The following is a 24,504-nucleotide window of genomic DNA, read 5'->3' as shown; positions in this document are numbered from 1 at the left end:
AAGGCCGCCCTGTCGATCTCCCCGGCCCCGCGGGTGCTTCCCCAGGATTCACCCACCTCTAGTATGGGAACGTGAGTACGAATACGGGAGAATCCCGGCCCGCCCCGACACCCGCGCTGACCGGGGCCGAGCTGCTGCGCTGGTACTGGACCCTGGCCGAACTGAACGCTCTGGCGCGGGAGATGGGCCTCCCGTCCGGCGGCGGCAAGGTCGCCGTCACCGCACGGCTCGCCGCCGCGCTCGACGGACTCCCCGCACCCGCCGCCCCGGCGGCCCCCGTACCCCGTCGGGCCGGGCGCCGGCTCACCGCGCCCGTCACCGGGGCGACCGTGATCCCGCCGGGCCAGAACTGCAGCCAGGTGCTGCGCGCATACTTCGTCCGCGAGATCGGAACCGGCTTCCACTTCGACGCCTTCATGCGTGACTACATCGCCTCGCACGCGGGCCACACCCTCGCCGAGGCCGTCGCCCACTGGCACGCGACCCGTGCGTGCGCGGCCGAACCCCAGGAGGTCGGCGCGCAGTTCGAGTTCAACCGGTTCCTGCGTGCCTGGCACGCCGAGCACCCGGACGGGGCGCGCGCCGAGGCCCTGGCGGCATGGCGGGCCCACCGGGCCCGCCCCCGGGACTGACCGTCGGCTCCGGCGGCCGCCGGGACGCTACGTGCGCTCGTAGCGCAGCAGGACCACGCCGTTGCCGAAGGTGTGGGTGTCGGTGTGCCGCAGGACCACCGGATCGTGGTCGAGGATCGGGAAGAGCGGCCTGCCGCGCCCGACCCGCACCGGGTGCACGTAGATCCGGAACGCGTCCACGAGGTCCTGGCGCAGGAACGAGGCGGCGAGATCGGCCCCGCTCAGTGTCAGGTCGCCGCCGGGGGCCGCCTTGAGCGCGGCGACCTCCTCGGGCACGACGTCCCGTACGACCGTGGTGTTCCACTCGGCCGACCGCAGGGTGCGCGAGTACACGTACTTGGGCTTGGACCGCCAGATCTCGGCGAACTCGGCCACCGCACCGGCGTTCGCGGGATCGGCGTCGGCGGTCGGCCAGTAGTCCGCCATCAGCTCGTGCGTCACGCGCCCGCTGAGGAAACCGCCCATCGACCGGAGCACGTCGTTCATGTGCTGGTGCAGCTCTTCGTCGACCTGGTGCCAGCCGATGTCCCGGTCCGGTCCCTCGATGAACCCGTCGAGCGACACCCCTGCCATCAGCACGATCTTCCGCATGGCCGACCACGCTACGCCCCGGGAGCGCCCGGCGGCGGGAACGGCGCGGGCCGCGGTGATACTGGCCGGTGTGAAGACCGAAGACGCGCAGACCGAAGACGCGCAGACCGAAGACGCGAACACCGTGCTGTTCCACACCGACGGCCGGACCGGGGTGGTCACCCTCAACCGCCCCAGGGCCCTCAACGCACTCACCCACCCCATGGTGATCCGCATCGACGAGGCACTCGCCGCGTGGGCGGACGATCCCGCCGTCCACCAGGTCCTGATCCGCGGCGCCGGTGAGCGCGGGCTGTGCGCGGGCGGGGACATCCGCGCCATCCACGACGACGCCAAGGCCGGGAACACCGCCTCCGCCGGCTTCTGGCGCGACGAGTACCGGCTCAACGCCCGCATCGCCCGCTACCCCAAGCCGTACGTCGCCCTCATGGACGGCATCACCATGGGCGGCGGCGTCGGCGTGTCCGCCCACGGCTCGGTCCGGATCGTCACCGAACGCTCCCGCGTCGCCATGCCCGAGACCGGCATCGGCTTCGTCCCCGACGTCGGCGGCACCTACCTGCTCGGCCGCGCGCCCGGCGAACTCGGCACCCACCTCGCCCTCACCGGCACGGCGGTCGGCGCCGCCGACGCGCTGCTGTGCGGGCTCGCCGACCACTTCGTACCCGCCGACCGGCTCCCGGAGCTGACCGCCGCCCTCGCCGGGGCCCCCGCCCACGAGGTGCTCCCGCGGTACGCCGCCGCCCCCGGGCCCGGCGAACTCGCCGACCGGCGCGGCTGGATCGACCGCTGCTACGCGGCCGCCACCGTCGAGGAGATCGTGGAACGGCTGCTCGGACAGGGGGAGCCCGCCGCCAAGGAGGCCGCCGGGACGATCCTGGCCAAGTCCCCGACCGCCCTCAAGGTCACCCTCGCCGCGCTGCGCCGGGCCGCCGGGCTCGGCCCGCTGGAGCGGGTGCTGGCCCAGGAGTTCCGGGTCTCGTGCAACGCGCTGGGCGCGCCCGACCTGGTGGAGGGCATCCGGGCGCAGGTCGTCGACAAGGACCGCAGCCCGCGCTGGTCCCCGGCGACCCTGGCCGAGGTGACCGGCGCGGACGTGGAGTGCTTCTTCGCCCCGCTCGGGGAGGACCGCGAACTGCGCCTGCCGCCGCCCCCGGAGGACCTCAGCCGAGGCTGAGCCGCGTCTCCAGGCCGTCCAGGATCCGCTGGAGTCCGTAGTCGAAGTTCGCCTCGCGCCGCTCGCGCGGGTGGCGGCCGTCCTTCGCCGCGTGCTCCCCGGCCGGCGACGGGTGTCCGGCGAGGGCCCGCCGGGCGCCCGGGCGCAAGCCCTCCAGCCACTCCTGCTCGCTCTGCCCGCTGCGCGCGAGCCGGGAGAGGTGGGCGGCCTCGGCGGTCGTGGCGCCGACCACGTAGGAGACGACCGCCTGCATCGCGAGGTCCGCCTCGCCCGCGGGGAAGCCGGCGGTCCGGAAGAGCCCCAGCATCCGCTCCGACATGCCCATCAGGTTCGGGCCGAGGTGGGCCGGCCCCACCCGGCCGAGCACCGAGGCCACCCAGGGGTGGCGCAGGGCCATCGCGCGCAGACTGTGGCCGCCGCGGGAGACGGCGTCGCGCCACTCGGCCGCGGTCGCCCCGCCGGGCACCTCCAGCTCGCCGCAGACCTCGTCCACGACCAGCTGGATCAGCTCGTCCTTGCCGGTCACGTGCCGGTACAGCGAGGTGGCGGCGGCGCCCATCCCGGTGCCGAGCCGGCGCATGCTCAGCGCCTCGATGCCCTCGGCGTCGAGCAGTCGCACGGCCGCCGCGACGATCTGCGCACGGCTGAGCGCGGGCGACGGGGCGGTGGGACGGTGCTGACGCGCGTCTGCTGACATGGCGCCAGCCTAACGCACCGTGCGAACACCGTACGCGGCCTGCGTACGGCCGGTGCGGCGGCCGCGCACGGCGCCCGCCCCGCCACGGGCCGCCGTACGGCGTACAGATGACGGGTGGTCAGCGCGCCCGCCCCCCCGCGGCCCCCCCCCCCCCCCGCGGCCCGCCCCGAGCGGCCCGCCGGGCCCGGTAATCCGCTGTCCGGCACGTCCCTGACCGGGGCAGGATGGGCCGCATGACCCAAGACCGCGTTCTGCTCCTCGCCCCCCGCGCCTCCGACACACGGCGCCGCCTCTCGGAGGCGGCCGCGGGACGCGGGCTGCGCGCGGTGACCGCGGAGGGCTGGAGCGCGCCCGACGGCGCGCAGGGCGCCGGACGCACCCACCTCTACGGAGGACCGCTGCTGGCCGACACGGTGGCCCGCGAACTGGACGTCGCCGCGCTGGAACCACCCGCCGACTGGCTCGCGCGTCTGCCGCTCGCGCTGACCGGCCGCCGGGTCGAGGCGGTCACCCTGGCCGAGGCCCGGCGGCTGCGCCGACCGGCCTTCGTCAAACCGCCGACCGACAAGTTCTTCCCGGCCCGGATCTACCCGGACGGCTCGCGGCTGCCCGGCCCGGACGCCTTCGACGACGACCTGCCGGTGCTGGTCAGCGACATCGTCCGGTTCGACCGCGAGTACCGGCTGTTCGTCCTGGACGGTGCCGTGCACGACGGCAGCCGCTACGCGGTGGGGCCCCGGCTCGACCCGCTGCCGCTCGATCTGGACCCCGGCGCGGCGGAGGCCCGCGCCTTCGCCGCCGACCTCCTGGCGGCGGCCGAGGGCTCACTGCCGTCGGCCGCGGTGGTGGACATCGGCCCGCTGGCCGACGGGGGATGGGCGGCCGTCGAGGCCAACCCGGCCTGGTCCAGCGGAGGTTACGCCTGCGACCCGGAGCGGGTGCTGGACGTCGTGCTGCGGGCCGCCGGACCCCGGGCCGAAACCGCTCCGGCCGACCTGCCGTTCACCCGGACCGCTCAGCGGTAGCCCGTGGTGTCCGCGGGAAGGTCGGGGTCCTGGACCTCGACCATGTAGCGCCAGCAGTCCGGCCGGCTGCCGTCCAGGTCCGTGAAGCCGTAGACCTGCGCGAGCTGCCCGCTGGAGAGCGACGCGCCGTTCCAGCGGGCCACCTCCGGGTCCGCGGCGAGCGCCGCGACCGCCCGGCCCACGTACGACGGGGTCTCGGAGATACCGAAGTGCGGGACCTTCGTGAGGGCGTCCCGCCAGTTCGCCTCCGTCACACCGAAGTGGTCCAGCATCATCTCCGACCGCAGCCAGCCCGGGGTCAGCGCCGCCGCCGTCGCCCCGCGCGGCCCCAGCTCGTGCCCCAGCGCGAACGCCATCCGCAACACCGAGGACTTGGCGATGTCGTAGAAGAACGACACGCGGTAGTTGGCCGCGTTGTACTCGGCGGTTCCGTCCGTCATCTCCACCACCAGCCCGCCCGGCTCGCGCAGCAGCAACGGCACCGCGAAATGGCTGGTGACGGCGTGGGTCTCCACCGCCAGCCGCAGCAGCCGCAGCCCCTTGTCCAGGTCGTGCTCCCAGACGGTGCTCTCCCACTCGAAGAGCAGCTCCCCGCCCCAGATGTCATTGACCAGGACGTCCAGCCGGCCCTGTTCCCCGTCGATCCGCTCCACCAGCGCCTCGACCTCGGCCGCCACCAGATGGTCGGCGACCACCGGGACGCCCCGGCCGCCCGCCGCCGTCACCAGCTCGGCCGTCTCCTCGATCGTCTCGGGCCGGTCGTACTCCGAACGCCTTCCCCGGGTGCTGCGCCCCGACACGTACACGGTCGCCCCCTGCGCGCCCAACTGGACGGCGATGCCCCGGCCCGCGCCGCGCGTCGCCCCGGCCACGAGGGCCACCCTGCCTTCGAGAGTTCGCTGTGTTTCCGGCATGCCCCGACCCTACGACGGCCGGTCCGCCCGGGTCCCGCCGAACACGGCGACCGCCACCAGCGACAGCAGCAGCCCCGTCGCCGCCAGCCCCAGCGCCGCGCTCGGCCCCCACAGGGTCCAGGCCGAACCGAACAGCAGGGAACCCGCGAACCGGGCCAGCGCCTGGGCCGTCTGGAGCACCGCCAGCCCGGTCGTGCGCAGCCCGGCGGGCAGCAGCGGCCCCGCGGCGGCCATCAGCACCCCGTCGGTGGCCGCGTAGAACAGGCCGAGCGCCGCGAGCACACCGGCGACCAGCGGCGCCCCGGCCGGTACCGGCGCCAGGAGCAGCAGGCAGGCGCCGAGCAGCAGCGCGTGCCCGACGAGGAAGACCCGCCGCCGGCCCAGCCGGTCGGCGAGCCGGCCCACGGGCAGCGCGGCCAGCAGGAACACGGCCGCCGTTCCGACGGGCAGCAGCGGAAAGTACGCGGCCGACAGGCCGAGCCGGCGCTGGAGCAGCAGATAGAGGAAGGCGTCGCCGACGGTGAACAGGCCGAGCACGGCGGCCGTCAGACACAGGCCCCGCAGGCCGGGCAGGCGCAGCAGGGTGCGTACGGGCGGCTGCGCCGCACGGACACGGACCACGGCGGGCGCCGGGGCCTCCCGGACGAACAGCGCGAGCAGGACCACACCCAGGACGGCGACGCAGCAGCTCACGGTGAAGACGGCCTCGTACCCGTCCACCGCCACCCACAGCACCCCGAACGCGGCCAGCGGCCCCAGCAGGGCGCCCGCCGTGTCCAGTGCGCGGTGCACCCCGAAGGCCCGGCCCTGCTCGCCGGGCGGGACGGACAGCGAGATCAGCGCGTCGCGGGGGGCGGTGCGCAGGCCCTTGCCGGTCCGGTCGGCGGCGAGCACCGCCGCCACCGACCAGGGGGTGGCGACGGCGAGCAGGGCCGCCTTGCAGGCGGCGGAGAGCGCGTAGCCGGTGCCCGCGACGAGCTTGTGGCGCCGGGTGCGGTCGGCGATCCGCCCGCCCCCGAGGCGGAGCACCGCGGTGGCGCCCTGGTGCAGACCGTCCAGGGCGCCGAACGCGAGCGGGGACATGCCGAGTCCGGCCATCAGGTACAACGGCAGGACGGCCGTGACCATCTCCGCGGAGACGTCCGTGACCAGGCTGACCAGCCCGAGGGCGAACACCGTGCCGGGGACGGCCCGCAAGGGGCCCCTCGGGGCCGGGGTGTCCCCGGCGATGTCCGAGGCGCGGCTGGTCGACAGGTACACGGAAGCCTCCAGGGCCGGTCTAGAACCAGTTGACGGTGAGCGGGAACGCGGCGGTGACGGTGGTGCCCGTGGAGTCGGTGGCGGTCGCGGTGATCTGGACCGTGCCGCTGCCCCACGGTTTTCCGCTGATCCGGCCGGAGCCGGCGTCGACGCTCAGACCCCAGGGCAGGCCGGTGGCCGCGTACCGGACCGGAGGTCTGCCGCCGGTGGCGCTGAGCTGGACGGTGCAGGACTGGTTGAACTTGCAGGTCTGCGGACCGGGGTTGGCCAGGTGCAGACCGCCCGCGGTCGGCGTGGGCGTCGGAGTCGGGGTGGGCGTCGGGGTGGGCGTCGGAGTGGGCGTCGGTGTCGGTGTCGGCTCCGTCGAGGTGTCGAACACCTCGGTGATCGGCTGGACGTTGGCCGCGTTGCCCGCGTGCGTCGCCGTGCCGGAGAGGTCCTCGAAGGTCCGCAGCAGATGGTGGTGGTTGAAGGCCGTGGCGTACGTGCCGGGCTTGACCTTCGCGCCCGTGAAGACGGTGGCGATCTGGTTCGACCCCAGGTAGTTGTCCTCGTCCCAGGTCAGCACCAGCAGGCTGTTGTTGGCCTTCGCCCACTGCGCGTAGGCGTCGAGGTTGTTGCGGGTCCAGGTGTCACCCGTGCCCACCGAGCACGAGTGCATGTCGTTGCACTGGTTGGGGACCACGAAAGAGAGGTCCGGCAGCGCCGCGAAGTTGTTCTGGGGGAACTGCGTCCAGGTCTTGCCCGTGTTCAACGGCACGTTCTTGAAGGCGAACCACGGGTTGTGCTTCTGCGCGTACTGGCCGTTCGTGCACGCCGTGGACCCCTCGGCCGGAAGGTCCTCGTTGTACGTCGCGAAGCTCTTCCCGGCCGCGATCAGCTCCTGGCCGAGGTTCGGCGCCGTCATCGACTGCGGGGTGTAGCAGCCGTCGCCGGTGATGCCCTGCGTGGCGCCGGAGAAGAGGTTGAAGTAGTTCGGCTGGCTGGGGTGGGTCAGCGCCTTCATCCCGGTCAGGCTCGCGCCGCCGTTCGCCAGCTGGTTGATGTACGGGGCGTTCGCGCTGCCGATGATCTCTCCGTACTGCTTGTTCTCGTACACGACGACCACGACGTGGTCGTACGCCGGCAGCGCGGCGGCCGCGGTCGGCGCGGCGGCGGAACCGGGCACGGCGGCCTGGGAGTTGGCCACGGTGAAGGCGCCCAGCAGGCCGAGCGCGCCGATCCCGGCCACCAGCGCCGGCCAGGGGGCCCCGCGTCTCGCGCGCGCCCCCGGTGAGGGTCGAAGGGTGGGCATGGGTGTTCTCCTCCTCGGTGTCGCCCGGGTCAGGCCCCGGGGCGTGGTCATTCCTCGCGCCGGGCCGCACCGGCCACGGCGATGTTCAGGAACCGCGGTACGGGCCGCCCCCGGTCGCGGAAGTCCTCCGCCACCGCGGCCCGCACCGCCGCCAGCCGCGCCTGGGGCAGCAGCACCAGCGCGCTCCGTTCCGGCTCCCGCCCCCGCCCGGGCGGCCAGGCGCTCAGCGCACCGGCCCGGCGGGCGCAGGCCACGGCCCGCGCCAGCTCCCGCGGCCGGTCCGCGGCCTCCCCGCGTACGGCGACCAGCACCAGCCGCGCTCCCGACGCCGCGGGGTCGAAGGCGACGTAGCGCCGGCACCGCCGGGGCTCCGGGCTCAGCAGCAGGGCCCTGCCGGACCGGGCGAACAGCACCGCCCGGCGCAGTCCGTCGTCCCCGTCCGGCAGCGCGGCGGCCAGCAGCCGGGCCAGCCGCTCGCGGTCCGGCGGCTCACCCGCCCCCGTGTGCACGTCGGCCACCGCCAGCGCCACCGCGCACTCCGCGGGCTCCGCCGTGGCCAGCCCGGCGGCCCCCGTGAGCGAGCCCTGGACGTGCAGGTCGGTCCCGCCGGCGCCGTACCCGGCCCGGGCCAGCGCCCGCAGCACCGCGTACGGCCGGGCCGCCCAGGCGGGGGCCTCGGGCGGGGGCCCGGACAGGGCCAGCGGCAGATCGCAGCCGTCCGCGGGATGGCCCAGGGAGCTGAGCCGTACCAGGCCGTCGGTGCGCGGGGCCGCGGCCGCCGCCGTGGGCCAGCCGGCCGCCGCGACCAGCCCGGGGGAGCCCAGGTGGAAGGCGTACGGGGCGCTCCACACGGCGGCCGGCTGCCGCCCGTGCGCGGCCTCCAGGGCGTAGGCGACCAGCCGGAACAGCGGATCGGCCGTCGCCCGCCGGGCCAGGTCGCCTCCGGCGCGGTCGGCGGTGACGGGGGCGGCGGGTTCCGCGCCCGTCACGGCACGTCCTTGCGGGCCAGCATCCGGTAGGCGTTCCCGCCGTCCGTGCGCCGGGCCGCCGCCGAGCGGACCGTGTCGAGCGCCACCGCGGCGGCGAAGCACGGCAGCGCCACCACCCGTACGGCGTGGGCGAGCAGCCGGGCGCGCGGCGTGGGCCCCGGGCCCCACGGCCGGTCCGGATCCGGGGACAGCCGCGTCGCCGCGAGGGCCACCGCGCCGAAGAAGTCGTTGCCCTGGTGGGCCGGTCCGTGCTCCTCCGCGACCACCGTGAACCCCCGGTCGGCCAGCGCCTCGCGCAGATTGGCGGCGGGCATCAGGTGCTGGTGCTGGGGCTGGAACCAGGGCAGCCACAGCGGCCCGATGAAGCGGGCCATCCGCGACTCCGGATCGGGCAGCTCGATGGCCAGGAACCCGCCGGGGGCGAGGACGGCGGCCGCCGCGTCCAGCTCGGCGAGCGGCTCCCGGGTGTGCTCCAGGTAGTGGTACATGCTGACCACCTCGTACTGGCCCGCCAGCTTCGAGGCGAACTCCGGGAACTGGCCCAGGTATCCGCTCTCCACCCAGCCGCGCCGCTCCGCCTCGCGCACCCCGTCGCCCATGTCGAGCCCGTCGAACCGGGTCCGCGGCCACACCTCGCGCGCCGCGTTGCAGAAGTGGCCGTGCCCGGTGCCGACATCGAGCCAGGACGCCGGGTCGGCGTGCGGGAGGAGCATCTCGGCGCGCCCCCGGTAGGCGGCGCCCTGAGTGCCGAAGACGACGCCCGTGCCCTCGCCGCCACGCCCGTCGTAGAAGTCCCGGTAGTAGAACTCCAGCCCCTCCAGGCTCAGCCGGGGATTCTGGAAGACGTGCCGGCACTCCCCGCACCGCTCCAGCGTGAACCGGCCCGGCTTGCCCTGGAGCAGGTCGGGCACCCGGACCCGGACGGTGAGCCGGTCGGAGCCGCACCACGGGCAGTCCGCCCGGCGCGGTTCGAGGAACCGGTCGGTGCCCGCCGCCAGGTCCTCCCGGTACGCGGCGGCCCGCGCGGCGTCCACCGCGCCGTCCGACGGCGTGTCCCGGCCGGCCGCCGCGGCCGTACGCAGGCCCGCGGCGAGGGAGCGCGCCGGCCGGGCCGCCGTGGCCCGGCCCAGGCCGGCCGGCCGCAGCGGGGAGCGCAGACCGCCGAGGACCAGGGACGGCTGGAGCCAGTACAGCCCGGCCGCCGCGGCGCCCCACCGGCCCTGGCGCACGGCGACCCCCGCCAGCAGCGCCAGCCCGCCGAGCTGCGCGGCGGCCAGCGCCCCCGGCGGCAGCCCCTGGGCCCGCAGCTCGGCGGCCCGCGCCGGCCCCCCGGGCTCCCCGACCCCGCCACAGCGGAGGCCGGGGGCGATCGCCAGCCCCGTGGCATCGGCGGCGTACTCCTTCAACCGGCGCGTCAGTGCCAGGAGTTCCGCCGGATCCGGGCGCCGCTCGCCCGGATCCACCCCGGCCCGGGCCAGCACCTCCTCGGTGGCGAGCACGGCGAACCCGGCCCCGCGGCCCGCGGCGAGCCGGTCCTGCCGGTACCGGGCCGGGTCGACCAGGCGCAGCAGCCCCAGCGCCCGCTCGGCCGGCAGGTCCGCGGGCAGCAGGTCCAGCACCCGCAGGCCCTCCCCTTCGGCGTACGCGCACGCGGCGAGGAGGGTGGCCGCGTCCGGCTCGACCCCGCGGGCCGTGAGCAGCCGCCATCCGGCGGCGCGCGGCACCCCGGCCGCCGGGGGCGGGATCTGCGGCAGCACCGGGATCGCCCGCAGCCGGCGCCTGGCGCGTACGGTGCCCGCGCCGAGGGCGGCCAGTAACAGGACGGAGGTCCAGGGGACCCGGGAGAGCGGGGGAGGCGTCATGGCAGTTTCTCCAACCGGTCGGCCGCGGCGGCGGCTCCGCCCGCCGCGGCGAATGAGGCCTGGATCCGCCGGGCGGCCCGGCGGGGGCCGGGGTCGTCCAGCACGGCGGTGAGCGCGTCACGCAGTTCCTCGGCCCGGGTCCGCCCGAACCGCACCCGGACACCGGCCCCGGCCAGGGCCACCTGCCGGGCCACGATCGGCTGGTCGTCCCGGATCGGGGCGACGACCAGCGGCAGCCCGTGCGCGAGGGCCTCGCAGACGGTGTTGTGGCCCGCGTGGCAGACCACCGCGTCCAGGTGCGGCAGCAGCTCCAGTTGCGGGACGCTCTCCTGGAGCAGGACGTGGTCCGGTACGGCCCCGATCAGGGCGGCGGGCGCCGCCAGGACGAACTGGACCTGCTCGGCGAGCCGCTCGGCGGCGCCCAGCACCGCGCCGTAGAACCGGGCCCCGGCCGCCTGGTTGAGGGTGCCCAGGGACACCAGCACCCGCCGCCGCGCCGGGTCCAGCCGCTGCCAGGGGAATCCGGGCGCCGCCGGACGGGCCCCGAAGGCAGGTCCCACGAAGGCGTAGTGGGGCGGGAAGTCCGCAGCCGCGCCGACGAGTTCGGGAGTGGAGAAGACCAGCACCAGCCGCTCCGAGAACCGCGGGTCCCAGCCCGCCCCGCTCCCCGGATCCCGCACCTGGTCCCGCCCCGCGCCGAACTCCGCGAGCAGGCCCGAGATCTGCCCGGCCACCCACTCCCCGACCTTCGGGAAGTCCGCGAAGGGCCCGGTCAGCTCGGCCGAGGTACTGGCCGACGTCACCCACGGGACACCGAGCCGCCGGGCGACCAGCGGCCCGGCCAGGGCCTGCTGGTCGGCGACCATCACATCCGGCCCGAAGGCACGGACGGCCCGGGCCACCCCGGGCACCATCGCCCGGGCCAGCGGCACCAGCGCCTCCTCCCACAGGAACCGCAGCGCGCCGACCCCGCGCAGATCGCGCCAGCTCTCGTGCAGCGCCGCGTACCCGCCGGAGCCCAGCTCCTCCCCGGCGGGCAGGATCCGGGCCTGCGCGGGCAGCAGCCGGGCCAGCGCCGAGGCCGGACCCGTCCAGGCGATCTCGTGCCCCCGGGCGGCCAGTTCGGCCCCGACGGCCACGGTCGGATTGACGTGCCCCGCCAGCGGCGGCACGGTGAACAGCACCCTCACGGGACCAGCGCTCCCCTCCGCGGCCACCGCGCCGCCGTCGCCGTACCGGCCGTGGCGTCGAGGTGGGCGAGCACGGCCTCCCGCAGGACCCCGCTGCTCTCCTTCAGGACGTCGTGCCCCAGATCCGGCAGGACCCGCAGCGCACCGTGCGGGGCGTGCCTCGCCACGTCCCGCCCGCCCGCCAGCAGTTCGGAGTGCTCGCCGCAGACGACCAGCACCGGGCAGCGCAGCCGGGCGTAGTCCGCCGGAGCGAAGACGCGGCTCGCCGCGATGTCGTCGATGAGCGTGGTGCGGTTGAGGAGGGCGTCGGCGATGGCCGTCAGATGGGCCGCCTTGCGCAGCCGCAGGGTGAGCAGCTCGGTGGGGACCGCGCTGTCCTCCAGGCTCAGCGCGGCGGCCGACAGGGTGTCCACCATGTTCTCCACCCAGGCGCCTCCGAGCGGCGGTTCGAGGAGGGTGAGCCCGGTGACCAGGTCGGGCCGGGCCAGGGCGGCGTGCAGGGCGAGGGTCCCGCCGTAGCTGTTGCCGACCAGGTGGACCGGGCGCCGCCCGAGACCGAGCGCGCCGAGCAGGGCGAAGAGGTCCCGTACGGCGGTGCGGCTGTCATAGCCGGACCCCGGACGCTCGGTACGGCCGTGGCCGCGCAGGTCGTAGAGGACCACCTCGTGACCGGACCGGGCCACGGGCAGGGCCAGCGGGCAGTAGAAGGAGGAGAGGTTGTCGACGACCAGCCCGTGCAGGAACACCACGACGGGCCGGTCGGGGGCGGCGGCGCCGGCGGTGGCCGGGAGCCGCTGGACGTGGAAGCGCAGGGAGCCCGCGCGGACGAAGGCCATGACCGGCTCAGCCGGCCGAAGCGGGGGAGGACCCCGCCGCGGCCCGCGCCAGGGAAGTGTGGGTGATCCGGCCGATGTGGGTGACGAGCTCCCCGACCGACATGGCCAGGATGGCGTCCATGTCCTTCTCGGCGAGGAAGCCCATCAGGTCCACGCCGGCGCCGTAGCGATGGTGGAGCAGCTCGGCGAGGGCGACGAACTCGATGCTCTCCAGGGCGAGATCCTCGTTGAAGGTCGTCTTCATCGTGACCTCCTCCGCGAGCAGGTACTCGTCGCCGACGATCTCCACGAGCATGCCGGTGATCTCGGCGAGGATGTCAATTGCCATGACGGGCCTCCGTGAGGGGAAGGGGGACGGGTACGGGGCGGGGCGCCGCGAGGTGAGCGGTCCAGGCGACGACGTGGTCGGGCACGGTGTCGGTGAGCGGTGTGGTGCGGACCGGGTACGGGTCCCCCGCGGGGGAGGTCACGAGCAGCGCGCCGGAATCCGGGTCCCCGGCCACGCGCCAGTCCCGCGGCCGGCCGCCCAGCCCGCCCCCGGCCGCCTTGGCGGCGGCCTCCTTGGCACACCAGAGGGCGGTCAGCGCGGCGGGCAGGCCGCTACCCCCCTCGGCCGCCAGCCGTTCCGCGAGGCGGAGTTCGGCCGGCCCGAGGGCGATCCGGATCAGCGCGTCCGGGTCCGCGGTCACCTGCTCCACATCGATCCCGACCGGCCGGGACGGGTGGGCGAGGGCGACCGCGACGCGCTCCTTGTGGGCGATCGACAGCCGGAAACCACGGGTCCGCCGGGACTCGGCCAGCGGCCGGCCGGCCGGGTCGTTGCCGATCGGCACCTCCGCGGGGAACACCGGCCCGGCCCCGCCGTCCCACAGCAGCTGCCGCAGCGCGTCCTTGGCGGCGATCCGGCCCAGCAGCCAGGGCGCCCGGGTGCGCGGCGCGAGCCGCTCGTAGGCCGCCCGCTCGGCGGCGCCGAGGTAGCGGCGCATCACCAGCTCCTGCGAGGCGGGATCGTTCCAGCGTCGCCGGGCCAGGCACCAGCCCTCGGGCCGGGGCTCGCCGATCCCGCACACCTCCGGGGTGAACTTCATCGGCCAGACCCGCTCGTCGGCGCCGAACCGGCGGTACGTCCACCCCTCGATCCGGGCCCACACCGCGCCGCCCGGCCCGCGCAGCTCGATGTCGCCGCGCACGGTGACGTCCTGCACCGCCCGGATCCGGGCGGTGGCGGCGATCAGCCCGTGCGGGGCCGGCGGCGGGCCGTAGAACCGGATGCGGTCCACGGTGGCCGGGAACACCAGCCGGTCCACCGGGAGGCGCAGCTGCATCCAGTGACCGAAGAGCTGCCCGGCGGCGTCGAGCAGCGCGCCCGGGTCGGGCAGGGCCCGCAGGACCCCGTGGATGCCGTCCGAGCCGACGGAGCGCACCTCGTGGACCCCGGCGAAGCGGGGGCCGTGGAACATCCACCGGTCCCGGTACAGGGCGGCGGCGCTGACCGGGGCGGGACCGGGGTCGCGCAGCGGCGTGCCGTCGGGCGCGGGCGGGTCCCCGTACCGCTCGCCGAGCAGCACGACCACCGAGGCGTACTCCCCGAGGCCGACCCGCATCCGGCCGGGCCCGTCGCCGCGGACGGTGACCTCGACGTCGACGGCCGGTTCGACCGCGAGCCACCGCAGGGCCCGTACGTCCTCGTAGCCGATGACGGCGAGTCCGGGCGGGGCGTGCCGTCGGGCGGCGTCGGCCGCCAGTTCCAGCATGGTGGTCATGGGCACGACGGGGAACCGGTCGGAGTCCTCCGGCCAGTCGTCGGGCTGGAGGTACACGCAGTGGTCCCGTACGCAGGGGAGCGCGGCCAGGGACAGCCGCAGGGTGTGATCCCCCGCTGCCGGGGCCGGAGTTGGAGTCGAGGCCGCCGGGGTCGGAGCCGGGGCCGGTGCCTCCGGTGCTGCCCTCGACCAGGCCTCGGTGACGGCCCGGGCGGCCGCGCCGGCGTCGGCCAGGACCGCGTCCAGGGCGGACAGCAGCACGGGCCGGCCGCCCGCGGGTCCGGGCGGTGCCGGGTGTGCCGGTTCCGGTTCCGGGTCCGGTGCCGTCGCCGTCGCCGTCCCCAGGAGGCCGGCGAGTGCGGCCCGGGCCGGCTCGCCGAGGCGGACCAGCGGGGACCCGAGGTCCAGCGGCATTCCGCGCCCGGGGGAGCGCACCGGGGCCGCGACGGCCGCCACCTCGGCCAGCCGCTCCCACCGGGGCGCGTGCCCCTCGGCCCAGAGTGCGGCGCAGGTGCGGCGGAGGGCCGCCAGGCCCGGCAGGCGCGGCGAGGACGTGGAGACCGAGAGGTGGGGGCGCTCGCGCAGGGTGTCCTCGACGAAGCCCGGCAGGCTTCCCGGGCCGAGCGTGACGAAGGCGCGCACGCCCTCGTCCTCGTACAGCCGCAGCGTCAGCTCGCGGAAGCGGACCGGCTCCAGCAGATGCCGTACGACCAGGTCGCGTACCTCCCGCGGTCCCGACGGGAACGGCGCGCACGTGGTGGCCGACCACACCGGGAGCCCTGCGGGCCGCAGCGGCAGCCGGTCGAAGGCGGCGCGCACCTGCCCCAGATACGGCTCCCACATCGGGGTGTGGAAACCCGAACGGAACGGCAGCTCCTGGCCCAGCACACCGTCACCGCGCAACCGCGCCACGGCGGCGGCCACGTGCGCAGGATTCCCGCATATCACCGACTGGTGCGGACAGTTGTCGTGGCTGACCACCACCCGGTCCAGATCGTGGAGCGCGGCCCGCGCCCGCGCCGCGCCGCAGCCCAGGGCCGCGTAGACGAGATCCGGGACCCGGAGATCACCCGGCCGCAGTGAGTCGAGGAAGGTGTCGGCCGCCTCCCGCGGGTACATGCCGGCGGCCACCATCGCCGCCCACTCGCCCAGGCTGTGACCCGCCAGCACATCGGCCCCGATGCCCAGTTCGGGCAGGACGCGGGCGAAGAAGCGGCCCGTCGCGATCGCGTCGAGGGCCCGCTCCACGAGCGAGGCGCCGCGGGTGAGCCGGGGCGCCGCGAGCGCGAGCCGCGCGGCCACGTCGTCCACCACGGGCGCGAACTCCGGCTCCAGGCCGGGAAAGAGGAAGGCCACGCGCCCGCCCAGCGGCTGCGGGGTGAACCACACGTCCCCGCGCCCCCGCCACGGCCGGCCGCGCGCCACCACCTTGGCGGCCAGCGCGAGCCGCTGGGGCGTGGGCCCGACCACCGCGAGCCGGACGGGCCCGTCACCGCCGGACACCGGGGCGGCCGCCGCCAGCCGGGCCGAGAGCTGCGCCGGAGTGTCCGCACCGATCAGGAGTACGTCGGCCCCCGCGGCCGGACCGACCGGCGCGGCCGGGTCCCCCAGCGGCAGGAAACGACGCCCCGGCGCCACCCGGCCGGGGCCGGAGACCGGAGCGGCAGCCGGGGCGGGAGCCGGAGCCGGGGCGGGGGCCTGGCGCGGGGCGGGGGCCGGGCGCGAGGCCGTCGGGGCCTCCTCCAGCACCACATGGGCGTTGATCCCGCCGAAGCCGAACGCGTTGACTCCGGCCCGGCGCGGCCCCGGCCCGCGCTCCCACGGCTCGGCCGCGCCCACCGGCCGCATCCGGGTCCGGGCCAGGTCCGGGTGCGGCTCCTCGATGTGCAGTGTCGGCGGCAGCACCCCCTCGTACACGGCGAGCGCGGCCTTGATCAGCCCGGCCATGCCCGAGGCCTGCATGGTGTGTCCGAGCATCGACTTCACCGAGCCGAAGCCGATCCCGCCTCCTCCCCCGGGCTCGGGCGGACCGAAGACCCGCGCCAGGGTGTCCAGTTCGGCGGCGTCACCGACCGGGGTACCCGTCCCGTGCGCCTCCAGCAGCCCCAGCGCGCCCGGCGCCCGGGGATCCAGGCCGGCCTCCCGCCAGGCCCGCTCCAGGGCCTGCACCTGGCCCGCCACCAGCGGGCTCATGAGGCTCGCGGCACGGCCGTCCCCGGCCACGCCCGTGCCGCGGATCACCGCGTACACGCGGTCGCCGTCGCGTTCCGCGTCCGCCAGCCGCTTCAGCAGCACGACCCCGGTGCCCTCGGACAGCAGGGTTCCGTCGGCCCGGCGGTCGAAGGGCCGGATCCGCTCGCTCGGGCTGAGCGCCCGGAGCTGGGTGAACACGCTCCACAGCGTCGCGATGTGGCAGTGGTGGACCGCCCCCGCGACCACCGCGTCGCAGCGCCCGGCTGCCAGCAGCCCCACCGCCTGGTCCACCGCCAGCAGGGAGGAGGCGCAGGCCGCGTCCAGGGTGTAGGCCGGGCCGCGGAAGTCCAGCCGGTTCGCGGTCCGGGCGGCGGTGAAGCTCGGCACCAGCCCGATCGACGCGTCCGGCCGCTCCGGCCCCAGCGCCTCCTGGAACGCGGAGCGCACCGCAGCGACCCGCCCCTCACCCAGCTCCGGCGCCAGCTCCCGCAGGGTCTGCGCCAACTGGTGTGCGGTACGCACCCGTTGGTCGAGCCGCGCGGTGGCCACCCCCATGAACCCGCCGCGCCCCAGCACCACCCCGATCCGCGACCGGTCGGCGGGCAGCCGGGCCTCGCCGCCCGCGTCGGCGATCGCCTCGGCCGTCGCGTGGAGGGCCAGCATCTGATCCGGCTCGGCTCCCTCCACGGCCGTCGGCATGATCCCGAACCGGGTCGGGTCGAAGGCGGCGAGACCGTCGACGAAACCGCCGCGCCGGCAGTAGAACCGGTCGCCCGCCACGGGTCCGGTGGCGCTCTGCGGGTCGTAGTACACCTCGGGGTCCCAGCGCCCCGGCGGGACCTCGCCGATGCAGTCCGTACCGGCGAGCAGGTTGCGCCGGTACGCGGCCAGATCGCCGGCCCCCGGGAACACCGCGCCCATCCCGACGATCGCCGCATCGGCCGGGCGGGGGCCGCTCCGCTCTCCGTCACGCATCGCCCCGAACCTCCTGCGCCATCAGGACCACCTGGACGTCGCTCCCGTACGCCAGTTCGTCGAGGAACGCGGCGGCACCCGCGTCCGGCGCGATGAGCGGGATCCCGCGCCGGACGTACGCACGCTCCAGCTCGGGCGTGACCATCCCGCCCGCCTCCGCCGCCCAGGGACCCCAGTCGACGGACAGCACCCGGCCCGGGAAGGACGCGGCCCAGGTGTGCGCGAGGCCGTCGAGGGCGTCGTTGGCCGCGGCGTAGTCGCACTGGCCGCGGTTGCCGTACACCCCGGCGACGCTGCCGAACAGCGCGAGGAACCGGGGCGCGGGACCGTCCCCGTGCTCGGCCGCCGCGGCGGCCAGGTGGCGGGCCCCGGCCACCTTCGTGGTGAACACCGCGCCGAAGTCGGCCGGTTGCTTGTCGCGCAGCAGCCCGTCCCGCAGTACGCCGGCGCCGTGCACGATGCCGTCGAGGCGGCCGTGGCGCTCCCGTACGTCCGCCACGACGGCCCGGACGGCCCGCTCGTCGGTGACGTCCGCGCAGTGGTAGCGGACGGAGGCCGCCGCGGTGCCGAGGGCGGCCAGGGTGGCCCGCACCTCGCGTTCGGCGAGGATCCGCGAGGCCGCGGCCTCGATCTCCGCGGGCGTGCGCAGCCCCGCGGCGATCAGGGCCGCGCGCAGCGCGACCCGGTCCTGCGCCTGCCCGAACCCGTCGGCCTCGGCGGCCGGTTCGGGGGTGCGGCCGACCAGTTCCACATGGCATCCGGTGGCGCGGGCCAGGGCGAGCGCGGTGCGGGCGGTGATCCCCCGGGCGCCGCCCGTGAGCAGGACCACCGAGCCCCGCTCCAGGGGCGGTGGACCGCCGGACGCGCGCAGGGGAGCGGGCACGGGGAGGCGGGCCACGCGGGTTCCCTCGGCGGTGTACCCGATGGAGGCGACGGGGCTTCCGTCGTCGCTGCCGCCGTTGCCGTTGCCGCTTCCGCCGCTGCCTCCGGCGGTGCCGGGACTGCTCAGTTCCGCGACGAGCTGCGCCGCGATGCGCTCCGGGTCCTCCTTGGGGTGGATGTCCACGGCGCGGACCAGCGTGCCGGGGAATTCGAGGGCCGCGCTGCGGGCGAACCCGTGCAGACCGGCACCGGGGGTGCCGGGCCCGGTCACGAGCAGCAGCCGCGGGGTTCCGGTCGTCAGCGCCTCCCGCAGCCCCGGGAAGGCGTCGGGCAGCACCGGGTCGGTGGTGGTCCGCAGCGCGGAGAGGTCGACGAGGCCGTCGAAGCCGGGCTCGGCCAGGTTCAGGACGGTGGGCTCGGCGCCGAGTGCGTCCAGGACCGCGACGAGGGCGGACGCGATGGCCTGGCCGTCGTCGACGACCCCGATGCGCAGGCCGCGCAGGCACTGGGGGTCGCCGCCGGGCGCCGCTACGGGCAGCAGGTCCACCTGGAGCCGCCCGATCGTGGGCGCGGCGGGGCCGGGGGGTGCGGCGGGGCCGGAGGGTGTGGCCGGTGCGGAGACTGTCGCGGGTGCGCGGGAGGTGATCCAGGCGACGATGCCGTGCAGGGTCTTGATCCGGGACAGCTCCTCGACGGCGGACTCGGCGGAGCCGCCGCCCGGGTCCTGGGGGAGTCCGATGCGGTCGGCGAGGGCACCGATGATCTCCACCCGCTTGATGGAGTCGATGGAGAGGTCCGCTTCGAGGTCCAGCGCGGGGTCGAGCATGTCCCGGGGGTATCCGGTGCGGGTGTGGACGATCTCCAGGACGAGGTCCATGACCTCCTCGGCGGTGCGGGGGCCTTGTGACGCGGGGGCGGGAGCGGCGGGGGCGGCTCCGCCGGGGCCGGGCGCGCGCCGGGGCGTCTCCCCGGACGCCGAACGGGGCTCGGGGCCGGACGGCGCGGCGGCGGTGCGTTCGGCGCCCTGCGGGGATCGCCCCGGCACCATCCCGGCCCCCTCGGAGCCCGGGCCTGCCCCGGCGCCCAGGAAGCCGAGCAGGACGTCCCGTTGGGCCGCCACCAGCTCGCGGGTGCCGCGCAGGTACTCCAGCACCGCCTCCTCCCGGAGACCGGTGCCGGCCACCGCCGCCGTGCCCGCCGTACCGGGGTCCGCCACCGCGGGGCGCACCCGGCGGGCCGGGCGCAGGCCGCCCGGGACGGGCTCGCCGTCCGCGGTGCGGACCAGGTGGCCGTCGACCAGCCAGCCCGGGCGCCGCGGGGCGTGGTCCGGGAGGCGGGAGGTGCGTTCGCGGAAGAGGGCCCGCGGCACCACCGGCACGCCCGCCGCGAGCAGTTCGGCCAAGGCGGTCACCAGCCGGACCAGGCCGTGCTCGCCCGGTACGTCCAGCGGGACCACCGTGTGCGGTCGCCCGTGCAGGATTCGGCCGACCAGACCGGACAGGACCCGCCCGGGCCCCGCCTCCACGAAGGTCCGGACACCGGCCGCGTACATGGCCTCCACCTGCTCCACGAACCGGACCGGCTCCGCCACCTGGCGCGCGGCAAGGCTTCGTACCTCTTCCGGTGTCCCCGGATACCGGTCCGCCGTCGTGTTCGACCAGACCGGGATCTGCGGGGCCGTGACCGCCGTCGCCGCCAGCTCCACGGTGAGCGATGCCGCCGCACCCGCGACCACCCGACTGTGGAAGGCGCAGGCCACGGGCAGGGGTTCGGCCGCGAAACCCGCCTCGCGCAGGGCCGCCACCGCCGTGGACACGGCCGCCGTCGGGCCGGAGATCACGCACTGCCGGGGTGCGTTGTGGTTCGCCACCACGCACCCGGCGCGGTCCGCGATCTCCCGTACCTCGTGTGGCGCGGCAGACACCGCCGCCATCGATCCGGGATCCGCGCCCGCGGCCGTCACGATCGCCTCGGCCCGGCGCGCGCTCAGCCGCAGCAGGCCCTCCGTGTCGTAGGCCCCGGCCGCCCACAGGGCGGTCAGCTCCCCGTACGAGTGCCCGGCCACGCAGTCCGGCCGTACGCCGAGCTCGCCGAGCAGCAGATGGGCCGCCGCCCCCGCCAGGCCGAGGGCCGGCTGCGCCACGCGGGTGTCGGTGACCGCCGCCCGCTGGGCCGCCCGCCCCTCGGCGGTGAACGCCGCCGGAGGGAACATCGTCGACACCACCGGGGGCGGTGCCGAGTCCAGCAGGGCGCGCAGGGCGGGGAAGGCCGTGAAGAGGTCGGCGAGCATGCGCGGGCGCTGGCTGCCCTGGCCGGGGAAGAGGAACGCCACCTCGCCCGGCTCCGCGGCCCCCTCCTCCCGTACGTGGACCCCCGCGCCCGGGGTGAAGGCGCGGGCCCGCTCCAGGCGGGCCGCCAGTTCGTCCAGGTCGGCGGCGACGACCGCCACCACGACCCGGCCGGGGGGCGCGGCCGTCTCCGCCGCGAGGTCCCGCAGGGCCCAGGGCCGCCCGGCCGCGTCGTTCTCCTCCAGCCGCGCCGCGAGCCGGGCCATGGCCCGGCCCACCGCCCGCCGGTCCTCGCCGCGGAAGCAGAACAGCTCCGCCGGCCACTCCTCCAGCCCCTGCCGGGGCTCCGCCGAGCCGCCGTGACCGGCCAGCACCGCGTGGTAGTTGGTGCCGCCGAAGCCGAAGGCGCTCACCCCGGCGATCCGCCGCTCCGCGGGCACCGGCCAGGGCCGGGCCTCGGCGTCGAAGGAGAACGGGCTGCTCTCCTCCCGCCAGGCCGGGTTGGGCGTGTCGATGTGCAGGGTCGGGGGCCGCACGCCCGTGTGGACCGCCCGGGCCGCCTTGATCAGCCCGGCCAGCCCGGCCGCGCACTTGGTGTGCCCGAGCTGCGACTTCACGGAACCCAGCGCGCAGGAACCGGGTTCGGCCCCGGACGCGGTGAACAGCTCGCTCAGCACGGCCAGTTCGGTGCTGTCCCCGACGACCGTGCCCGTGCCGTGCGCCTCGATCAGGCCCACCTGGGCGGGGGTGATGCCGGCCCGGGAGTACGCCCGCTCCAGGGCCCGCCGCTGGCCTTCCGGCCGGGGCGCGGTCAGGCCGAGGGAACGGCCGTCACTGGCGGCGCCCACGGCCTTGATCACGGCGTACACGCGGTCGCCGTCGCGTTCCGCGTCCGCGAGCCGCTTCAGGACGAGCGCGCCCACGCCCTCGCCGAGCGCGATCCCGTCCGCGGCCGCGTCGAAGGGCCGGCAGCGGCCGCCGGGCGACAGGGCGCGGACGGAGGCGAACATCAGGTAGTCGTTGATCCCGTTGTGCACATCGGCTCCGCCGCACAGCACCATGTCGCTGTCGTGATCGCGCAGTTGGCGGCAGGCCAGGTCCAGCGCGGCGAGCGAGGAGGCGCAGGCGGCGTCGACCGTGCAGTTCGCGCCGCCCAGGTCGAGGCGGTTGGCGACGCGCCCGGCGATGACGTTGGCGAGGATCCCGGGGAAGGAGTCCTCGGTGAGGCGTGGCAGCTGCTCGTCCAACCCGGCCGGGAGCTCCCCCAGGTAGGCGGGGTGCAGGGCGCGCAGCCCGTAGGCGCCGGCGAGTTCCGTACCGGCCTCCGCGCCGAAGACCACCGAGGTCCGGGAGCGGTCGAAGGCGCGGTCCCTGCCGTATCCCGCGTCCCCGAGGGCCCGCGCCGAGATCTCCAGGGCCAGCAGCTGCACGGGCTCGATCCCGGCGAGCGAGGCGGGCGGGATGCCGTGCGCGAGGGCGTCGAAGGGCACCGGGCCGAGGAAGCCGCCCCAGCGGGAGGGACTGCGCTCACCGGCCCGGGCGGGGTCGGCGTCGTAGTAGAGCGCCGGGTCCCAGCGCTCCGCCGGCACCTCGGTGACGGCGTCCGTCCCGGCGAGGACCATGGCCCAGTAGGCGGCGAGGTCGGGGGCGCCGGGGTAGGCGCAGGCCATCCCGACGATGGCGATGTCGAGCGGGTCGGCGGCCCGCGGCGCCTGCCGCGCCGAGGACCCCGGGCCGGCGAATTCGCGGGCCCGGCGCTCCAGCAGCGCGGTGGCCCCCTCGGTGACCTGTGCGTGCAGGGCGGCGATCGTGGTGGTGGCCGTGCGCAGGGTGGCGGCCTGCCCCAGCATGAACAGCCCGTCGGTCCGCTGCTGTTCCTCGGGCACGGCCTCAAGCGCACCGTCCCCGTCGGCGCCTCTGCGCAGGCCCTTGCTGGCGATCCGCAGCCGCCCCAGGTTCAGCCGCTCCAGCTCCTCCCACATCGTGCGCGGCTCGATGCCGCTGTCCGCCAGACGCCGCCGGGTCGCCTCGAAGGCCGTGGCGTACGGGGTGGCCGCGCACCGGGTGGCATGGCCGGGCGCGGTGTGCAGCAGCACGGTGTCCGTGCACTCCACCGCCGCCCGCTGGAAGCCCGGCCGAACCGCGCCCGCCGCCACGGCCTCCTCGGTGAACAGGTAGGCGGTGCCCATCAGCAGCCCGACCCGTGCGCCCCGGTCGGCCAGCGGGGCCGCGGCCGCCACCGCCATCGCGGCGGACCGTTCGTCGTGGATCCCGCCCGCGAACAGCAGGTCCAGGGCCTCGGGTTCGGGGCAGGCCAGCAGCCGCTCGATCTGCTCCTCCCACAGCGGGAAGGAGGCGCGCGGACCGACGTGCCCACCGCACTCCAGCCCCTCGAAGACGAACCGCCGGGCGCCCTCGGCGAGGTAGCGCTCCAGCAGGCCGGGCGAGGGCACGTGCAGGTGGGTCCGGATCCCGGCGGCCTCCAGCGAGGCCGCCTGCGCTGGGGTGCCGCCGGCGATGATCGCGAACGGCGGGCGTGCCGCGTTCACGGCCGCCAGCTGCTCCTGTCGCAGCTCGGGCGGGGCGAAGCCGAGCAGGCCCACGCCCCAGGGGAGGTCCCCGAGCCGCTCGGCCGTCTCCGCCAGCAGCCGGCGTACGTCCGGGCCTTCCATCACCGCGAGCGCGAGGTACGGGACCCCGCCCGCGGCGGCCACCGCCGCGGCGAAGGCCGCCTGGTCGCTCACCCGTGTCATCGGGCCCTGCGCGACGGGGAGCGGCCGCACCAGGGGCCGGGACCGGACCGCCGCTTCCAGGTGCCCGGCGACGGCCGCCCGGACGGCCTGCAGGACGCCTCCCGTGGTCCGGTACCGCGTGGCCAGCCGGGCCGCCGAGGCCCCGTCCTGGCCGACGGGCAGCAGCTGGGTGCGCAGGTCGCGGGCGCCGAGCAGGGCGGGCACGGGCCCGTCGGGCGGGGGCAGGTCGGGCCGGGCGAACACCCGGTACCCGTCGGCCGACCGGGTCTCGGAACCGTCCATCGACCGCAGCGCGGCGGTGACTTCCTCCGGGAGCCCGGCCTCGCCCTCGGTGGTCAGCGCCAGTTGTACGTCGAGCAGCACCCCGGCGGCCCCGCCCGCGACGGCCGCGGCCGCCGTGTGCGGGCCGATCCCGCCGCAGGCCCGGACGGGTACCCGGACAGCGGGGTCGCCCAGGAGCTGCTGGAGCAGGACGAAGGTGGTGGCCGGGCCCACCCGGCCGCCCCCCTCGTGCCCCTTGGCGACGAGGGCGTCCGCCCCGGCGGTCACGGCCGTCACGGCCTCGGCCGCATCCGTGACCTCGGCCCACACCCGGGGCCGCCCGGCCGCCGCGGCCCATGCGGCCACCCACTCGGCGGTGTGCGAGGCGGGGTCGGCGAGCAGCACGGTGTCCACCGCGGCGGACAGCTCCCCGGGGCCCAGCGGGCAGCCGGCCGGCACCCGCACCCCGTACCGGGCCCCGTCACCGAGCCGGCGGGCCAGCTCCGCGAAGGCGCGCCGCGCGGCGCCCGCGTCCCGGCCGAGGTCGAGCAGGCCGAGGGCTCCGGCGCGTTCGGCGGCGGTCACGACGGCCGGGTGGGGCTCCTCGAAGGGACTGACGGCGACGACCAGGTCACGGGTGGCGGCGGGCTGCGGGTGGTGGGGGGTCACGGGCGCTCCTCTTCCAATGCTGAGTGACAGGGCGTGACAGGGCGTGACAGGGCGTGACAGGGCGTGACAGGGCGCGGTGCGGGACGGAAGGAGGGCCGACGGCGGGCGGGTCGACCGACGTTCCGTGGTGCCGAGGTGCCGAGGTGCCGTGGTGCCGGGGAACCGACGAGCCGTGCAACGGCGGTGCGGGGCAGGGCGGAAGGAGGGGGAGCGCGGCGGTCACGCGCACACCGGCCGGGGCACCCACCGCGGG

At 76.6% G+C, this 24,504-nt stretch carries 15 protein-coding genes; 3 read left to right on the top strand and 12 right to left on the bottom strand.

What is annotated here, in order from left to right; all coding sequences use genetic code 11:
- Window positions 1-71 precede the first annotated feature (71 nt).
- Entirely contained in the window at window positions 72-632 is a 561-nt protein-coding gene (locus Sspor_RS09690) for a DUF6434 domain-containing protein (RefSeq protein WP_202198677.1), read from the top strand.
- Between the two features lie 27 nt (window positions 633-659).
- On the opposite strand, the gene Sspor_RS09685 is transcribed toward Sspor_RS09690, so the two are convergent.
- Window positions 660-1,223 carry a dihydrofolate reductase family protein gene (locus Sspor_RS09685; RefSeq protein WP_202198676.1) on the bottom strand — a complete coding sequence of 188 codons (564 nt, stop codon included), beginning with the start codon at window positions 1,221-1,223 and terminating at the stop codon, window positions 660-662.
- On the opposite strand from Sspor_RS09685, the gene Sspor_RS09680 reads away from it, so the two are divergent.
- Entirely contained in the window at window positions 1,117-2,400 is a 1,284-nt protein-coding gene (locus Sspor_RS09680) for an enoyl-CoA hydratase/isomerase family protein (protein ID WP_373318761.1), read from the top strand. The genes Sspor_RS09685 and Sspor_RS09680 overlap by 107 nt on opposite strands.
- On the opposite strand, the gene Sspor_RS09675 is transcribed toward Sspor_RS09680, so the two are convergent.
- A complete protein-coding gene (locus Sspor_RS09675) occupies window positions 2,387-3,097 on the bottom strand; it encodes a TetR/AcrR family transcriptional regulator (protein ID WP_202198674.1) in 711 nt (236 codons plus the stop codon). The two genes, Sspor_RS09680 and Sspor_RS09675, sit on opposite strands and share 14 nt — an antisense overlap.
- Window positions 3,098-3,330: 233 nt before the next feature.
- Here Sspor_RS09675 and Sspor_RS09670 point away from each other — a divergent pair, with 233 nt between their 5' ends.
- The gene (locus tag Sspor_RS09670; RefSeq protein ID WP_202198673.1) at window positions 3,331-4,122 is read left to right on the top strand and encodes an ATP-grasp domain-containing protein; all 792 of its coding nucleotides are present in this window, start codon (window positions 3,331-3,333) and stop codon (window positions 4,120-4,122) included.
- On the opposite strand, the gene Sspor_RS09665 is transcribed toward Sspor_RS09670, so the two are convergent.
- The 10 genes from Sspor_RS09665 to Sspor_RS09620 are packed head-to-tail and all read right to left on the bottom strand — an operon-like array spanning window position 4,113 to window position 24,251.
- Window positions 4,113-5,036 carry an SDR family oxidoreductase gene (locus Sspor_RS09665; protein ID WP_202198672.1) on the bottom strand — a complete coding sequence of 308 codons (924 nt, stop codon included), beginning with the start codon at window positions 5,034-5,036 and terminating at the stop codon, window positions 4,113-4,115. The two genes, Sspor_RS09670 and Sspor_RS09665, sit on opposite strands and share 10 nt — an antisense overlap.
- A 9-nt stretch (window positions 5,037-5,045) precedes the next feature.
- A complete protein-coding gene (locus Sspor_RS09660; RefSeq protein WP_202198671.1) occupies window positions 5,046-6,296 on the bottom strand; it encodes an MFS transporter in 1,251 nt (416 codons plus the stop codon).
- Between the two features lie 19 nt (window positions 6,297-6,315).
- Window positions 6,316-7,590 carry an alkaline phosphatase family protein gene (locus Sspor_RS09655; RefSeq protein WP_202198670.1) on the bottom strand — a complete coding sequence of 425 codons (1,275 nt, stop codon included), beginning with the start codon at window positions 7,588-7,590 and terminating at the stop codon, window positions 6,316-6,318.
- 47 nt (window positions 7,591-7,637) lie between these two features.
- Entirely contained in the window at window positions 7,638-8,579 is a 942-nt protein-coding gene (locus tag Sspor_RS09650; protein WP_202198669.1) for a galactokinase, read from the bottom strand.
- Window positions 8,576-10,441 (bottom strand): class I SAM-dependent methyltransferase, encoded by a 1,866-nt coding sequence (locus tag Sspor_RS09645; RefSeq protein WP_202198668.1) that lies wholly within the window; start codon window positions 10,439-10,441, stop codon window positions 8,576-8,578. The genes Sspor_RS09650 and Sspor_RS09645 overlap by 4 nt, the downstream gene beginning before the upstream one ends.
- Window positions 10,438-11,625 (bottom strand): glycosyltransferase, encoded by a 1,188-nt coding sequence (locus Sspor_RS09640; RefSeq protein WP_202203577.1) that lies wholly within the window; start codon window positions 11,623-11,625, stop codon window positions 10,438-10,440. The genes Sspor_RS09645 and Sspor_RS09640 overlap by 4 nt, the downstream gene beginning before the upstream one ends.
- Before the next feature lie 2 nt (window positions 11,626-11,627).
- Window positions 11,628-12,467, bottom strand: a complete 840-nt coding sequence (locus tag Sspor_RS09635) for an alpha/beta fold hydrolase (protein WP_202198667.1) — start codon at window positions 12,465-12,467, stop codon at window positions 11,628-11,630.
- A gap of 7 nt (window positions 12,468-12,474) precedes the next feature.
- Window positions 12,475-12,795 carry an acyl carrier protein gene (locus Sspor_RS09630; protein ID WP_202198666.1) on the bottom strand — a complete coding sequence of 107 codons (321 nt, stop codon included), beginning with the start codon at window positions 12,793-12,795 and terminating at the stop codon, window positions 12,475-12,477.
- Entirely contained in the window at window positions 12,785-17,398 is a 4,614-nt protein-coding gene (locus tag Sspor_RS09625; protein ID WP_202198665.1) for a type I polyketide synthase, read from the bottom strand. The genes Sspor_RS09630 and Sspor_RS09625 overlap by 11 nt, the downstream gene beginning before the upstream one ends.
- Complete coding sequence (locus Sspor_RS09620) at window positions 17,391-24,251, bottom strand: type I polyketide synthase (protein ID WP_237403783.1); 6,861 nt, start codon at window positions 24,249-24,251, stop codon at window positions 17,391-17,393. The genes Sspor_RS09625 and Sspor_RS09620 overlap by 8 nt, the downstream gene beginning before the upstream one ends.
- Window positions 24,252-24,504: the final 253 nt, after the last annotated feature.

It is taken from the genome of Streptomyces spororaveus (assembly GCF_016755875.1).
In the GTDB taxonomy this organism is placed as follows: Bacteria; Actinomycetota; Actinomycetes; order Streptomycetales; family Streptomycetaceae; genus Streptomyces; species Streptomyces spororaveus.
Note: the sequence above shows the minus strand (reverse complement) of the source record. Positions and strands in the feature narration are given on the sequence as shown.

Excerpts from the sequence above, each read along its gene's own strand:
- Sspor_RS09680 (WP_373318761.1), top strand. The coding sequence starts at position 1,117 with ATGTGCTGGTGCAGCTCTTCGTCGACCTGGTGCCAGCCGATGTCCCGG.
- Sspor_RS09685 (WP_202198676.1), bottom strand. The coding sequence starts at position 1,223 with ATGCGGAAGATCGTGCTGATGGCAGGGGTGTCGCTCGACGGGTTCATC.
- Sspor_RS09675 (WP_202198674.1), bottom strand. The coding sequence starts at position 3,097 with ATGTCAGCAGACGCGCGTCAGCACCGTCCCACCGCCCCGTCGCCCGCG.
- Sspor_RS09670 (WP_202198673.1), top strand. The coding sequence starts at position 3,331 with ATGACCCAAGACCGCGTTCTGCTCCTCGCCCCCCGCGCCTCCGACACA.
- Sspor_RS09665 (WP_202198672.1), bottom strand. The coding sequence starts at position 5,036 with ATGCCGGAAACACAGCGAACTCTCGAAGGCAGGGTGGCCCTCGTGGCC.
- Sspor_RS09655 (WP_202198670.1), bottom strand. The coding sequence starts at position 7,590 with ATGCCCACCCTTCGACCCTCACCGGGGGCGCGCGCGAGACGCGGGGCC.
- Sspor_RS09645 (WP_202198668.1), bottom strand. The coding sequence starts at position 10,441 with ATGACGCCTCCCCCGCTCTCCCGGGTCCCCTGGACCTCCGTCCTGTTA.
- Sspor_RS09635 (WP_202198667.1), bottom strand. The coding sequence starts at position 12,467 with ATGGCCTTCGTCCGCGCGGGCTCCCTGCGCTTCCACGTCCAGCGGCTC.
- Sspor_RS09630 (WP_202198666.1), bottom strand. The coding sequence starts at position 12,795 with ATGGCAATTGACATCCTCGCCGAGATCACCGGCATGCTCGTGGAGATC.
- Sspor_RS09625 (WP_202198665.1), bottom strand. The coding sequence starts at position 17,398 with ATGCGTGACGGAGAGCGGAGCGGCCCCCGCCCGGCCGATGCGGCGATC.